The 15539-nt window shown below is 61.1% G+C and carries 10 protein-coding genes; all 10 read left to right on the top strand.

The features are described from left to right. The first annotated feature begins 138 nt into the window (after positions 1 to 138). The 10 genes from ACO054_RS00585 (at position 139) to ACO054_RS00630 (ending at position 15474) form a co-directional block, all read left to right on the top strand. Positions 139 to 2607 (top strand): tetratricopeptide repeat protein, encoded by a 2469-nt coding sequence (locus ACO054_RS00585; RefSeq protein ID WP_421708500.1) that lies wholly within the window; start codon positions 139 to 141, stop codon positions 2605 to 2607. 675 nt (positions 2608 to 3282) lie between these two features. Beyond that, positions 3283 to 4047 carry a hypothetical protein gene (locus ACO054_RS00590; RefSeq protein ID WP_421708501.1) on the top strand — a complete coding sequence of 255 codons (765 nt, stop codon included), beginning with the start codon at positions 3283 to 3285 and terminating at the stop codon, positions 4045 to 4047. 569 nt (positions 4048 to 4616) lie between these two features. After that, positions 4617 to 5246 (top strand): XrtA/PEP-CTERM system exopolysaccharide export protein, encoded by a 630-nt coding sequence (locus ACO054_RS00595; RefSeq protein WP_421708502.1) that lies wholly within the window; start codon positions 4617 to 4619, stop codon positions 5244 to 5246. Positions 5247 to 5376: 130 nt separating this feature from the next. Continuing rightward, complete coding sequence (locus ACO054_RS00600; RefSeq protein WP_421708503.1) at positions 5377 to 6753, top strand: hypothetical protein; 1377 nt, start codon at positions 5377 to 5379, stop codon at positions 6751 to 6753. A gap of 462 nt (positions 6754 to 7215) precedes the next feature. After that, entirely contained in the window at positions 7216 to 9309 is a 2094-nt protein-coding gene (locus ACO054_RS00605) for a type I secretion system permease/ATPase (protein ID WP_421708504.1), read from the top strand. Further along, positions 9306 to 10607, top strand: a complete 1302-nt coding sequence (locus ACO054_RS00610) for an HlyD family type I secretion periplasmic adaptor subunit (protein ID WP_421708505.1) — start codon at positions 9306 to 9308, stop codon at positions 10605 to 10607. Before ACO054_RS00605 ends, ACO054_RS00610 begins: the two co-directional genes overlap by 4 nt. A gap of 158 nt (positions 10608 to 10765) precedes the next feature. Then, a complete protein-coding gene (locus tag ACO054_RS00615; RefSeq protein ID WP_421708506.1) occupies positions 10766 to 11941 on the top strand; it encodes a glycosyltransferase in 1176 nt (391 codons plus the stop codon). Between the two features lie 53 nt (positions 11942 to 11994). Beyond that, entirely contained in the window at positions 11995 to 13065 is a 1071-nt protein-coding gene (locus tag ACO054_RS00620; RefSeq protein WP_421708507.1) for a glycosyltransferase family 2 protein, read from the top strand. Continuing rightward, on the top strand, positions 13065 to 14261 hold the full coding sequence (locus ACO054_RS00625) for a polysaccharide pyruvyl transferase family protein (RefSeq protein ID WP_421708508.1): 1197 nt from the start codon (positions 13065 to 13067) through the stop codon (positions 14259 to 14261). Before ACO054_RS00620 ends, ACO054_RS00625 begins: the two co-directional genes overlap by 1 nt. Then, entirely contained in the window at positions 14242 to 15474 is a 1233-nt protein-coding gene (locus ACO054_RS00630; protein ID WP_421708509.1) for a Coenzyme F420 hydrogenase/dehydrogenase, beta subunit C-terminal domain, read from the top strand. Before ACO054_RS00625 ends, ACO054_RS00630 begins: the two co-directional genes overlap by 20 nt. The last annotated feature ends 65 nt before the right edge of the window (positions 15475 to 15539 follow it).

Below are 15539 nucleotides of genomic sequence, written 5' to 3' on the forward strand. Positions count from 1 at the left end.
GTTCTCGCGGTGTCCCTGCTTCGTCATCGACCGCCGGATTGCGGCGGTTTTCATGGCTAACATTTAACTTGAGCTAAATGTTTTAGTCTAGCTACTGTCGGATCAATGATCCAGATAACGACAGGCGAGACCCCGACTATGCCTAGTTTCGGTTACCGATTCCTTGCCTGCATCCGTAAAAGCACAAAAGTCATTGCCTTCCTCTTCCTGGCGTTGCTTTTGGCGTCATGCGACGGTGCGGAAAGTCGACAGGCAGAATTTCTCGAACGCGGTAAGGAACTCTACGAAGCCGGCGACTATGTAAGGGCAAGTGTCGAGTTCCGCAACGTGCTGCAGATAGAGCCTCGGCATGTCGAAAGTCGCTACTATCTGGGATTGATCGCGGAAGCGCAGAGCGAGTTCGAGTCTGCCTACCGGACATTCGAAGCCGTTGCGCAGATGGATCCCGAGCACGTTGAGTCCCGCCTTCGGATGGCTCGTTACCTGCTGCTCGGCGCCCAGCTTGAGCGCGCCAAGGAAATGCAGCAGAACCTCCTGCAGTTGGCGCCGGACAACCTGGACGTCGATCTTTTGAGCGCCGCAATCGCCTTGCGAGAAGGCGATTTTGATGAAGCGCAGCGCTTGGCCGAGCAGGTCTTGGCCGCCCGGCCGGAGTCTCCTGAAGCCACCTCGGTTCTGGCCGGCGCTTATGCCGAGCGCGGCGAGTTGGAGACCGCGATCGCTACCGTCGACAGCACGCTTCAGCGGGCACCCGACGATACTTCCTTGAATCAGCTGATGTTGCGGCTGCTGGCCTCGGCCGGGCAGACCGATCGTGCCATCGCGCTCTATCGGGATCTGATGGAACGGGATCCCGACGATTTCGCACTCCGGGTCGAGTTCTCGCAGTTTCTCTTCGCCGAGGGCGATACCGAAGGAACCGCCGATCTGCTGCGTGCCGCCGTTCGCGACGACACCGACGATGCGCAGCCGCGCCTCGTGCTTTCCAGCTTCCTGGCGCAAACCGTAGGACCCGACGCTGCCATTGCCGAACTGCAGGCCGGCATCCAAGCCAGTCCCGACATCTACGAGTATCGCTTTGCCCTTGCCAATCTGCTGTTTCAAGAAGAACGCGTCGATGAAGCGAGAGCCGTTCTGGAAGAACAAGCCGAGCGGTCCGGGACCGATGATGAGGGCCTGAGTGCAAGAACGGCCCTGGCTCGCCTCGAACTCAGCGAAAACAATCGGGAGGCGGCGGAACAGATGATTGCCGAAGTGCTGGAGGTCGACGGCGATCATTCCGGATCGCGCCTTCTAAGTGGCACGCTGAGTTTGGCGGATGGGGACTCGGAAACCGCCATTTCGGACTTCCGTACAGCGTTGCGCGCCGATCCTGAGTCGGTTGAGGCCTTGCGCCTTCTGGCCCGAGCGGAACTGGCCGAGGGAGAGGTCGCGCTTGCGACCCAGACGCTCAACAGGCTGGTTCGTGCGGCCCCGCAGGACACGGATGCTCTTGGAACTCTAGCGACGCTTCAGGCGCAGCAGGGAAGTCCGTCCACGGCGCTGACAACGCTCGATCGTGCTCTGGGTCTCGATCCGCAATCTCCGGGTTTGCTCGGTGCGAAGGCGCAGCTCTCAACCAGCGAAGGGCGCTGGAGCGAGGCGGAAGACGCGATCAGTGCTCTGTTGGCACTGCCGGATCAGGCCGGTGTCGGCAATCTGTTGCTTGGCCGGCTTTACCACCAGCAGGGGCGCTACGAAGAAGCCTTCCAGGCCTTCGAGGCGATCCGTGCCGAGAACGCCGATGCTTACATCGCGATGGCCGGCAGTGTCCGTGCCTTGTTGGCCGCGGAGCAAGTCGACCGCGCAGTTGACTACCTGGAGGACATCCGCCGCGAACTGCCGGAGTCTCCGGACGTCGCGACGATGCAGGGCGAAGTCTTCATGGCTGCCCAGCGCTTCCCGGAGGCTGCCGCGAGTTTCCGGCAGGCTGTTGAGCTGGAGGCGCGTTCCATACCGGCGCATATCGGCTTGGCGGCGGCACTCCAGAGCGACGGAGATACGGAGGCTGCCTTGTCGGCCTATCGCGATGGCCTGCGAGCGGTCCCCGATAACCCCCTGCTGCTTTCTCAGTTGGGGGCGACGCTCGCCGGGCTGGAGCAGAACGAGGAAGCGCTCGATGTCTTCGGACAGCTTGTCGAGGTTCAGCCCAGAAACCTGATCGCCGTCAACAACTACGCGGCTCTGCTTGCCGGGCTTCAGCCGGAAAACAGGGAGGCGCTCGAGCATGCTGATGCTCTGCTGACCGACTTCCGCCGTACCAGCAATCCCTTCGTTCTCGATACGATCGGGGCCGTGATGCTCAGGCTGGAAGACTATCGCCAAGCTCAGGCCTATCTAGAGCGTGCCGTTGGCTTGGCGGAAGGCCTTCCTGAAGCGCACTACCATCTGGGCCTTGTGCATTTCGAGCTGGGCGAGCACGAGGCGGCGGTTCGGCACTTGCAGATAGCGTTAGGTGCAGAGCGGTCGTTCCTCGGGCGCGAGGAGGCGGTTGCCACCCTGGCGGCTGCCGAGGAAGCCGTGCAGAGCGCGGCGGAGGCCGCGGCGCCGAGCGGAGCTGCACAGTAGCTTTATCAGCGCAGGTGCTGAGGTTCTCGGAGAGTCCCTCCTGACCTTAGCGTGTCTCCGGTGCCGTCGCACGGCCACCGTCGTGGGCGGTGGGTGCCAAGCCTCGGATTGAGGGAGCGGCGAGCTCTTGTTGCTTGAGCTTTCTCCGACGACCTTCCGTCTCTTCTCTGCGCATGCTCGGACGGATGGGATATCGCAGTGCAACAGTGATTATGCTTTTACGTATATTTTTGCGATAGGAATATACGCAAAAGTTGATTTTTTCAGCTGTACGCATGCGGATAGCTGGATCGTCTCAAAAATTCTGACGCTAATTTCTTGCAAATTTGTATAAAATTTTGATATATCAGCGCCTAAATCTATCCCCTAAGCCCTTCCCGAGCAGGGTTCTTGATCCAGCTGAAAGTTGTAGGAACGAGTGCGGGGGAAGGCTTCGGGCCTGCGGAATTTTTCGATATATAACAATGCGCTAAGTCGAAGAGTTTTCAGGTCGATCGATTTCCGAGAGCTGGTTCAAAGGTCTTCGCGGTACTCCAATCCGTCAAAAATTCGTTAGGACACGTTGTTTTTAGAGATGCGAGTACCTCGAAATTGCCAGCTTGACATAACTTAAATTTTCGTAAATTTTGTCCGGCATCCGATCTTTGTCACATGGCCACCCAGGGGAGGGGTCTAATGGAAAGTCTCAAGGTATGGGGTGCGGCTGGCACGATGGTGCTGGCTGCGGCCACGTTTGTGCCCCATGACGCCGACGCTGCTTTGCTCGCCGACGGTGGTGTCACTGGTCCGGTTGCGACTGGTGGAGCCACGAACGACCTGGTCGACGACAACACCTTCGGCGTCTTCGGTGCGCAAATCTACATTACGGATCGCAGCCGGCCGCTGACGTTTACGTTCCGTGGTCTCGAGGCTGGTTTCCGGAATGCCTTCGGTCTCGACCTCGATGGCGACGGCGACTTCTTCAACGATCCGTCGACCGTTCTGTTCTCCGAAGTCGTCGCCCCGAGCAACGACACCGGTCTGATCAACGGTGCGAGCATCACAGTCGATTTCTCGTCGATCCCTCTTGCGTTCAACAGTGACGTGAACGGTTATCTTGTGCCGTTCGCCCTCGCCACCTGGAAGACCGCAGGCGGACCCGGCGATCCGATCGACGCCGGAGACGTTGCGGAGAACGGTACGAACCCGGTCAACGCCGACGGTTCTGCGGTTAACTTCTTCACGTCCTTCGGCCCGTCCAACACCTGGGGCGAATCTGGTCCGACCGGTAACCGCCTGGTGCTCCTGTTCGACGACAACGGTGCCGGCGACGACGACAACCACGACGACTTCGCCGTCGAGATTGCCGTCACGCCGCTTCCGGCTGCCGCTTGGTTCCTGATCACCGCGCTCAGCGGCTTGTTCGGAATGCGTTGGCTGCGCGGTCGTAACGAAGCCTAAGTCTCATCAAGTAGACTGGGCGGCAGTCAGCCGACTGTCAGCGACTTGAAAAAAGGGGGGCGACATGCCCCCCTTTCTTTCGTTTACCTTCTTCAGGGTTCAAGTCTTTCCAAGACTGTACGAGGCAGTGGCGACCAAGGCGTTCCGACGCGCCTATATCTCTGATCTGTCGCCTGCTGTCTGCGTCGTTGATTCTTGGGGCCTGCAGGCGGTTTCGGCAGGGGGGAATCGCCGCGGCTTTTCCCGCTCATCTGCGGCTTGCCATCTCACGAGAACCCTCCCGTCCCGGTTTGGAGATTGACGACCTATCCGTCGCCAGATCTTCTCCGGCCGAAATCAAGTTCGCCGGTGGAGTGCGAAAGATTTTCAGTCGACCGCCGTCAGGATCTTAAATCGTTGTATACTGCCAATAATGCCATGATCCCGGCCTGTCGTTTGCTTGATCTGTTTTCGCGGTCAGGGTACTAAACGCTGAGCCTGCGCCGCTTGGTGCGGATCCACAGCTAATGCGTGACCTCGGTATGGCGTGGGCAAGCCAGGCTCGTGAGGTCATTGGGGGAAGATCTGCTATGAAGTCGACCGGTCTAAGCCACTTGCATCTCTTTATCCTCGCAGCGCTCGCCATGGGACTCGCGGCTTGCGGTCCCACCTATCCCGATGCTCGAGACGCCCCTGTGGATATCGCCGATGAGGTGCCGGAGTATGTTATCGGCCCGCTGGATACGGTTGAGGTGTTCGTTTGGCGCAGTCCCGAATTGTCTCGCGAGGTTCCGGTGCGGCCGGACGGACGAATCTCGACGCCGTTGAACCCAGACATGCTGGCGGCCGGGAAGACATCGTCCCAGCTCTCCGAAGACATTGCCGAGGCTCTGCGTCCTTTCGTGCAGGAGCCGATCGTCACGGTGATCGTGAGGAGTTTCGGCGGACCGCTTGACGACCAGATTCGTGTGGTTGGCGAGGCGCAGACACCTGTCGCCATTCCCTACCGGGCCAACATGACTCTGCTCGATGTCATGATCGAGGTGGGGGGGCTGACAGAGTTTGCCGCCGGCAACCGTGCCGTTTTGATCCGTGGCCGCGGCGACGAGCGGGTGACCTATCGTCTCCGGCTGGAAGAGTTGCTGCGTGACGGTGAGGTCGAAGCGAATGTCGCGGTGCTGCCGGGCGATATCGTGCTGATCCCCGAGAGCTTCCTCTAGCGCCCGCGACGACCTGGCTTTCACTGGGATCATGCGGATCGCATCCCTGTCTCTCAAAACCCCGTGCAGGCGCCGTCGTGCGCGGCATGGCCGTCGTGGGCGTCTCTGCGCGGCCGCAAGCCTTCTTGCAGTGGCGGCCTCACTCCTGCCAGGATCCCTGCAAGCTGCGGAGTATCGCCTCGACCAATCGGTCGGAACCCAGGTCAGTATCACCGATAACATCGACTTGGATCCGGATGGGGAGAAGACGGCGGGCGTCGTCAACACCGTGAGCTATGGAACCGAGTTCTCCGCGGAAGGGCGCCGTCTCAATCTCAGCCTGTCGTCGGACTTGGCGGTTGAGAGCGAAAACGCGGAGAATCTGAGTCTCGACCAGGACGTCCGCGCCTTCGGATCCATGGAAGTCTTCGAAGACTTCTTCTTTCTCGAAGCCAGCGCCTCTTCGGCGAGGACGGTTATCGACAGCGGCAGTGCCGTGTCGGGCGAGCGTGGTGCCGACGAAGACGATACGGCATCGGTGCATATCTTGGAGGCCAGCCCCTACATCCAGCAGCGCTTCGGCCGCTGGGCGGATGGCGAGTTCCGTATCCGCCATACCGAGACACGGGTTACGGACGAGGAGGACGGCGACGACACCTCCGACGAACGCGACATGCAGCAGACGCTGACGGTGACCAGCGGCAGCGTGCTGAACCGTCTGGAGCTCGAGCTCGAACTGGATCGTCAGAAGACCATTCTCTTGGATCGGGACGGCCCAGGCAGCGATATCGAAGAGCGGCTCGGCAGCCTGACGCAGCGCTACGCCTTCACGCGACTTTTCACCGGTATCGTAAGAGGCGGCTATGTCGACGTCGACGATGGCGGAACACGCGATCTGGACGGTCCGCTATGGGATGTGGGTTTTGAGCTGACTGGGACGCGCGGTAGTCTCCTACTGACGTACGGTCGGCGCTACAACGACGACCGTGTCGAGGCACAGCTGGACTACGCATTGACGCCACGCCTGCAGGTTTTCGGTTCTCTCGACCGGACGCTCGATACGTCTCTCGGCGACATCGCGAACGACCGTCGTGGCGATCCGCTGGAGCCGACGATAGGTCTTCGTCCCAGCGAACTCGGTCAGGATCTCGATGAGGGTGCGGCCCTTGTCACAAGAGGCGAGGTGGGGCTGATCGGGACCTACGGCCGTAACACCCTCGGACTGACCGCAGGCTACACAGACAGGGAGTTCGAGACGCGGGACGAGACGACGGTCACGCTCGTGGCGGACTGGTCGCGCTCGTTGAGCCGAGACCTCTCGTCCAGCCTAATCTTCGACGCCAGCCAGATCGACGAGGGGCCCGACGATCTGGAAAGAACTTTCTCGGGGACAGCGCGCCTATCCTACTCCCTTGCCGAGAATGCTCAGGTGTTCACCGGTATCTCCAGGACGCAGCGGTTCAGCGATCAAGCTGAGGATGAATTCACGGAAAATACCGTTTTCTTCGGCGGGAGCTTGGGATTCTGACGCTACATTGCTCGTAGCGAACACCGTTTAGATCTGGTCCCTAAGGTCTCAACCAGTCCAATAGGTCGATATTTAAGTGCTTTCAAGTTCTAAATATAGAATTCAATATATTATAATATAATTTCTTCACGTTCTGAATTCCGATCAGACACCAATGGGTTGGCGCGGCCATTTTTGCTTGAAAAGCCAAGGGACGATTAAATTGATTGCATAATTATTATATTTTTACAGAGTTTATGAGAAATTTTGTGGGTTTGCGAAAGGGCGATATTTGGAAATCCCAGGCTACATCGACGGCCAACTTCGACTTCGCGCGCTAGAACTTTCTCTTCCTAATTTTGTCACAAAGTGCTTAGCGGAGCGCGATGTTAGGAAAACGTCGAAAATACGCTATTAACTTTCGGAACGTATAAAACCATCCGGACCGGGTCGGGATTCTGCCCCTCAGGAGCGGATTTTTTTATGGCATTGGTTAGGCGAGATCGCGAGAACCCGGCTCTTCGAGCTGTGGTGGCTGTGGTGCGGAGTGGTTTGGTTACCGTTACCGGCTTCAGCGTTCTCACCAACCTGCTGATGCTGACATCTCCGATCTACATGCTGCTGGTCTACGACAAGGTTCTGTCCAGCGGTCAGTCGGCGACGTTGCTGTACCTTACGATGATCGCCGCTCTCGCCTTGCTGGTGCTGGGACTTCTTGAGACCGTTCGTTTGCGATTGCTGGGCCGGATCGGGGCTGAGGTCGAGCACTCCCTTTCGCCGGAACTCTTGCGCACGGCCGTCGAAAGTACCTTGAACGGTACACCGACCTCGGCCCAGCCGATGCGCGACCTTGGGAGCGTACGCGGATTTCTCGGTGGCAGTCAGGTTACGGCCTTGCTCGATGCGCCCTGGGTTCCTTTCTTCGTCGCCGCCCTTGCGCTGTTGCATCCGCTGCTCGGGCTGTTGGGGCTCGGCTCGGCCGTTATTCTCTTCGCGCTCGCCATCCTCAACGACCGTCTGACACGAAAGCCTCTGGCGGTTTCCTCGGGTGCCGCTTTGGCCGGTAACCAGCGTCTGGAGTTCGCTTTGCGAAATGCCGAGGCCATCAAGTCCATGGGGATGTTCGATGCCTTGCGGGCGCGTTGGTCTGGCGACAACGCCACGGCGATCATCGGTCAGTTGGCCGCGGCCGATGCGGGAGCCGCGATCACCGGGGCCTCCCGATTTCTGAGACTGATGGCTCAGACTTTGGTGCTCGCGCTCGGCGCCTATCTGGTTCTGCAGAACGAGATGAGTGCCGGTGCCATGATCGCTGCCTCCATCTTGCTTGGGCGTGCTCTCGCGCCGGTCGAGCAGTCGATGGGCAGCTGGCGTACCTTCGTCGGCGCGCGAGATGCCTGGCGGCGCTTGACCGCCCTGTTGGATCGCTTTCCGCAGGAGTCCGATCGCATGGACCTGCCTGATCCGGAGGGGCAGGTGGTCTTCGATGATGTCTGGTTGGTGCCGCAGGGGCTTAGCGAACCGACCGTGGCCGCTGTATCGCTTGAGCTGTCGCCGGGCGAGGTGATCGGGATCATCGGCCCGTCCGGTGCTGGCAAATCGACCCTCTGCAAGCTTCTCATCGGGGTTTGGACACCCACGCGCGGTTCCGTGCGCCTGGACGGTGCCGAGATTCGGCATTGGAACCCGGCCCAATTGGGTCGGCATCTGGGGTACCTCCCGCAGGACGTGGAGCTGTTCGACGGAACCGTCCGCGAAAACATCGCGCGGATGGATGGTGAAGCCGATGCTGAGGATATCGTTTGGGCGGCGAAAACGGCCGGCGTCCATGAGTTCATCCTCTCGCTGCCAGACGCTTACGATACCCAGATCGGTGACGGAGGCTCCTCGCTCTCCGGGGGACAGCGCCAAAGGCTCGGGCTCGCCCGAGCGATCTACCGACGGCCGAAGCTTCTGGTTCTGGATGAACCCCATGCCAGCCTCGACGGACAGGGAGAGGCCGATCTGATGAAGGCCGTGGAGGCGGCCAAGGGCTGGGGTGCCACCGTCGTCCTGGTCGCGCATCGACCAGCGATTCTGCGGCCTGCTGACCGCTTGGTCGTTATTCATTCTGGGCGAATCGTTATGGCCGGCGAACGGACTGAGATCCTGCGTCGTTTGCAGGAGCCGGCGACTGTCGCACAGCCGGCGATCCCTTCACGCGCCGGCACCTTTCCAGTGACGGCGGGGCCGGACGAGACCAGACCTGCGGAGGATGTCGCGCAAATACACGCTCGTACCCCAGGCGCAACACGGCCTGGCCCGGGCGAGCTGTCGGAGGAGGGTCGTTCGGAAAACCGGGGTCTTTCTGAAAACGAGGCGTCGGATGGCGTCACTTGGAATGGCGGAACGCGAGACGACGCGACGCAGAGCAGTGCGGCCACGAGCGGTGCAGCCCGGAATGACGACAACGTCACGGCACCGGCCAAGTTCCAGACCGGCGCAACGGCTGTGTTGGAACGAGCGGAAGGGGCGCCAAAGACCCGAAGCCGACCTCTGGAGCGTCTCAGGGCGCGCCGTAAGGAGTCTTCCGCATGACTGACCGCATCAACTATGCCAGGCGCGGAACGATCCTCTTCGGCCTGACGGTGGCCAGTCTGTTTTTCGTCGTCGGTGGTGGCTGGGCGGCCTTGGCTCCCATATCCAGCGCGATCATCGCCAACGGCGAAGTCGGCCCTCTCAGCGAACGGCAGGTTATCCAGCATTTGGAAGGCGGTATCGTCGAGCAGATCAAGGTTACCAATGGCGATACGGTTGCGGCTGGAGACGAGCTCGTGGTTCTCCGGGCGGTCTCCGCCCAGTCCGACTTGACCGCTCTGCAGGCGCGGCAGCGGTCTCTGCTGGTCGAAGCGGCGCGCCTGACGGCCGAACGAGACGGTTCGGAGCGAATCTCTTTTGCCCATGAGGCGTTGAGATCGGATAGTGACGATTCGGTTGCCGAGTTGAAGGCGGCGGAGCGCAAACGCTTCGCGGCGCGGCGTAACGCTCTGGCCAACGAGGTGATGATTCGTCAGCGACAGATAGAGCAGACGGGTCAGGAAATCGCGGGTCTGCGCAATCAGATCGCGCAGACGCAAGAGCAGATGACTCTCATTTCTCAAGAGGTCGCGGGTGTCGCCGAGCTCTATGAAAAGAAGCTGGTTCCCGTCAGCCGTTATCTGGCCCTCAAGCGGGCGCGATCGGAACTGGCCGGCGAGCTGAGCCGGCTCGAGGCCGCCATTGCGGCTTCCGACTCGCGCATCAGCGAGTATGAACTACAGATCCTCGGTCTGCAGCGTCGGCGAGAAGCCGAAGTGGAGGATCGCCTGGCCGAAGTCGAAGCCAATCTGGCCGAGGTCGAGGCGACGCTTACCAAAAGTCAGGATACCCTCGAACGAACGGTTCTGAGAGCACCGAGCAGCGGGGTTGTGATCAATCTCGCCGTCACCGGCCCCGGAGCCGTCGTGCGTCAGGGCGACACGATCTTGGAACTGGTTCCCGACGACGATGATCTGGTCATCAACATCGAACTTCAACCCACTGACATCGACTCCGTCCAGGTCGGCCAAAGTGCGACGGTCATGTTTACGGGACTGCCGGCCCGGGACATGCAAAGGCTCGATGGTGAAGTCACCTGGGTTGCCGCGGACAGCATCGAGGACCAACGCACCGGTCTGCAGTCTTACCAGGCTCGCATTGCTCTTGCCGAAGGTGTCGCTGACACCCTCCCGGAGACCTTGAAGCTGACCTCCGGCATGCCAGCACAGGTCTTCATTCACGAAGGCTCGCAAACGCTGCTGCAATACACTATGAAACCCCTGATGGGCAGTTTCGAGCGAGCCTTTCGGGAGCAGTGAGGCAAAGGGCGTCAAGATCGCTCACCTCGGGTTTGCTTGAAACGAGACGGCTCGTGCCAATGCAGGCTGGCGGAGGTGTTGCCACCGCGAGGGACATAGCCTGCGTCGCAAGGCACATGAGAAGCGGCCTTTGCCTTGTGAGTTCGGAGTAACCGAGAATGCCTGCGCAGGCCGATCAGAGCATCCTCCACATCTCCGCGGACTTCCCCGATCCGCTGCAGCCGAACAAAACCAAAGCCGTCTCTACGCTGTTGGGTTTGACCAGCGAGCGCTTTCGGCATCACGTCTACTCGCTGAACCGTGTTGGGCTGGGCAAGGGCATCGCTGCCGTGGATTTCAGCGATGGCTGGCGGGCCGTCACTTACGAAGGTTTGCCGCGCGGCCTTTTCCTAAGACGCTACCTCTCGCGCGTTGCCACTTGGATCCTGGAGGACCTGGAGCGCCGGCGCGTGTCGGTCGATCTCGTACACGCCCACAAGCTTTCCACCGACGGTCTTGTCGGTGCCCAGGTAGCCGAGGCTCTGAAAGTGCCGCTTGTCGTATCGTCCCAGGGCAACTCCGATCTGAAGATCATCCGGGCCAAGCGGGATCTGCGTCCTGTCTGGCGAAAGATTTGGCAGGATGCCGCTCTGCTCTTCCCTTTCGCGCCCTGGACGGCCGATCGGTTGAGCGAGACGCTGGGCCCTAGGCAAAAGCCGACTCTGCCTTTGCCGTGTCCGACCTTGCAGGATCGGGTGCTCCCACCCCGCACGACGGGTCCGCTATTACGTACGGCGTTTCATTTGCGCGACTACAAAAACAAGAATGCAGAAACCCTGATTCGGGCCGTAGCCATCGCCGCCCGGCGGACGCCGGATCTTCGTCTTGAGATCATCGGGGGCGGCGACCCCCAGGCCTTCGCAGCCTTGAGCCGTACAGCTGCCCGTGAGGCTGCAGGCCGCGTGCGGCTGATCGGGCCGGTGGCGCATGGGCGCATGCAGGAGACTCTGAACGACAGCTGTGCCTTCGTCATGGCCTCCTTCCGGGAAAGCTACGGCATGGTCTATGCGGAATCGCTTCTGGCAGGCACACCAGTCGTTCACTCCGCGACCAATGGCATTTCCGGCTATCTCGACAGTCCGGCCGTCGTCGGTGTCGACCCGAGGGACTCTGCAGCCTTGGCAGAGGCGATGGCGCGCCTGATCTCGGATCAAGGAGATGTCAAAGCCGAGCTGCGTCGCCTCCAGGAGACCGGGCAACTCGACTTCTTGAGGCGAGACGCCATCGCGCAGGTCTACAGCCGCGCCGTCGTGTCTCTGTTGCAAGACGACGTAACCCGGATGGCGGCAAAGTGACGGATCGGACCGGCGTCACCAGATCGGAAGTTTTGCCGAGAGAGGCAGAGGGCTTGGCACGTCCGGCCGCAGCGGTGCCTTCTATCGGGGTCGTGGTTGTGACGTACGGCGCCGAGGATTTCATCGCCGACTGCCTGGCCAGCCTCCTGGAGAGCGGCTATCCAGCCTTGGATGTCGTCGTGATCGACAATGCCAGCAGGGATGGGACGGTCGCCCGCATCCGTCAGTGGTTTCAGAAGCAAGACACGCTGTCGCGGCTCAGCGGTGACGAGCCCGAGACCTGGCGGATGGTGGACGGCAAGGCGTCAGCCTTCACCTTGATCGAGAACACCGCGAATCTGGGTTTTGCAGGCGGTGTGAACAGTGGCCTGTCTTTTCTGATGGAGAAGAGGACTGTCGATTTCTATTGGATCCTCAATCCCGATACCGTCGTGGAGGCAGCGGCGCCGGCTGCCTTGGCCGCCAGGGCGCAGGTGAGCGACGATTGGGCCCTCATCGGAACCCGAGTTCTCTATCATGCCAGACCGGGCTATGTGCACACCGACGGTGGGATCTATCGTCGGTGGATGGGCTTCGCCAAGAGTGCCAACCTCGGTCGCAAGGCGGATGACTGCCGCCCTCCCAACGATGCCGAACTGGACTTTGTTTCGGGCGCCAGCATGCTGGCGTCGAAGGCCTTTCTGGAGAAGGCCGGTCTGATGGATGAGACTTGGTTTCTGTATTTCGAGGAGATCGACTGGGCTTTCCGGCGTGGGGATCTGAGTCTTGGGATCGCGTCCGATGCCGTCGTCCATCACCGTGCCGGCGCCTCCATCGGCTCGGGCAGCGGGCGTCGCGTGGATTCCCCTTTCTCCGTCTACTTCATGTATCGCAATCGCATTCGTTTTGCCTGGCGCTGGACGCCCTGGTTACTTCTCAGCGTTTACGGTTGGTCGTGGGCCATGCTGATCCGTCGATACTGGCGGCATCCGCAGCAGATGATTGCGGGCCTGTGGGGAATGCACGGTTTCGGACCGTCGCCGGCGGTTCGCCGGCGATTGCCCGCCTCGGACTGGCAGCTTGCCCTGAACGTTGCGAGGCCTTCGACTGAGGAAACAGCGAGCCAGAAGGGGGGTAAGCTGTGATGGCTGGGAGCGAGATCACGGTCGGTTTGCTTTGGCACAGCGCGAATTCCGGCAATCTCGGCGTCGGCGCCTTGACGGTGTCCCACTTGGCGATCTTGCGGGAAGCCGCCGCGGCCGCCGACGTTCGGGTGCGTTTCGTGATTCTGGGGTGGCTCGACCCCGGCAGTCCGATCTACGTCCGGGCCGACGACGTCGAGGTGGTGGGTCTCACGAGCCGAGCCTTCTTGCCCTTCGGCCGTCTGCAGCGGGCAATTCGGGCGTGCGACCTGGTGCTCGATATTGGCGGTGGCGACAGCTTTGCCGATATCTACGGCTGGCGGCGCTTCACCTATTTCTGCCTGTCCAAAAGCTATGCCCTGGCAGCCCGGCGTCCGCTGGTGCAGTCGCCACAGACGATTGGACCCTTCAACCGGCGGCTCTTGCGGTCTATCGCCACCTTCCTGATGAACCGCTCGCGCATGACCTTTGCCAGGGATGCGCTGTCGCTCGCCTATGCCAAGGATCTGGGCGTTCGGCGATTGGGCGAAGCGTCGGACGTGGCCTTCCGCCTGCCTGCCACCCCGCCTGAGACGGCGTTCAACTCCGCTAAGGTCAAGGTCGGTCTGAATGTTTCCGCCTTGCTCTACTTCGGTGGATACAATCGCTCCAACATGTTCGGCTTGAGTGTCGATTTCGCGGAATTCGTCGATCTTCTTCTGACCGAGCTGACAAGCCGCGAAGACCTGGAGGTGCATCTCGTTCCGCACGTCCTGCCGAGCGATTCCGAGGTCGAGGACGACGAGGCTCTGTGTCGTCGGCTTGCCGAGGCTCATCCGGGGGTAGTCGTCGCCCCGAGCTTCTCCCACCCGAGCGAGGCGAAAGGCTATATCGCCGCGCTGGACTTCTTTGCAGGTGCCCGCATGCATGCCTGTATCGCGGCGCTTTCGAGCGGCGTTCCGGTCGCGCCTCTGGCCTACAGCCGCAAGTTCGGAGGGTTGTTCGGCAGCCTGGGGTACGATGCGACGATCGACCTCAAGACCGAAACGACGCAGTCGGCTTGTGACAAAGTTCTGGATGCTTTCGAACGACGTGCGGCGCTGGCGTTGGAAGCCGGTCAGGTGAGGGAACGGGCGCTGCAGCGCCTTGGCGGCTATCAGCACTTCCTCGTTGATCTGCTGGGCGAAGTGAAAGGTCGGCATGCCAGCACTTCCCCCTAAACTGAAGGCTATCGTCGAGGGCGGCCTCTGCACCGGGTGCGGACTGTGCGCCGCGATGACCGGCAACACCGCGCTGCGCATGGTGTTGAGCGAAGAGGGGTTTCTGCGCCCGGAGGCCCAAGGCGACGTTGCGCCGGAAACCGACGACCTGATTGCCCAGGTCTGTCCTGGCGCGGTCGTTCGGATCGACGAACACGACGGTCACTTCGATCCGGACTGGGGCCCGATCGTCGAGCTGTCGACCGGACACGCCCGCGACCCCGAGATGCGGTTTCAAGGGTCGTCTGGTGGCGCCCTGTCCGCACTGCTGCAGTATCTGATGGACAGCGGAACCGTGAAGGGGATCGCGCAGACGGTGGTCGATCCCAATGATCCCATCGCCAATACCGGTCAGCTGAGCCGTACGAAAGACGATATCCTGCGCGCCGCCGGTTCGCGCTACGCCCCCTCGGCGCCTCTGGAGCAGCTTACGGAACTGCTTCGAACGCCCGAACCTCTGGCTTTCGTCGGGAAGCCCTGCGATGTAGCGGCCTTGCGGGCTTATGCGCGGCATCGACCGGAGCTTGCCGAGAAATTCCCCGTGGTCCTGTCTTTCATGTGTGGTGGGATTCCCAGCCGTGCCGGTGCCCTCGCCATTCTGGATAAGATGGGAGTCGACCCAAAGGAGCTTACCGACTTTCGGTACCGAGGGCAGGGCTGGCCCGGCAAGGCGCGCGCCGTCACCCAAGCGGGCGACACCCATGAGATGACCTATGCCGAAGCCTGGGGGGACTTCCTTAGCAGCCGGGTACAGCTGCGTTGTAAGATCTGTCCGGATGCCACGGGGATGACGGCGGATATCGTCTGTGCCGATGCCTGGTTCGGCGATGAGCGCGGCTATCCTCTCTTCGACGAGGCCGAGGGACGCAGCTTGATCATTGCGCGTACGGTTCGGGGGCAAGCAGTGCTGGAGGCCGCCCGAACTGCGCGTTTCATCGAGACGGAGCCAGCCACTCTCGAGGACGTCGGGCGCATGCAACCCTACCAGGCGCGGCGGCGGCGGCTGGTTCTTTCACGGGTGGCCGTTCTTGCGTTGCTGGGGCGCTTCTATCCCAGATATCGCGGTCTCAGGCTGGTATCGGCGGCCCGCCGGACCGGGCCTCTGGCGCATTTAAGAAGTTTTGCTGGAATGCTCCGGCGGAGTCTGACAAAGCGAAGCGCGTTAAGCCGATGATCAGCAATATCTGAAAGCGTACGATTTCTTCGGATCGTGGTACTTGATCCGACCGGAGTTGAGGG

This window comes from Algihabitans sp., assembly GCF_965226985.1.
Taxonomy (GTDB): domain Bacteria; phylum Pseudomonadota; class Alphaproteobacteria; order Kiloniellales; family DSM-21159; genus Algihabitans.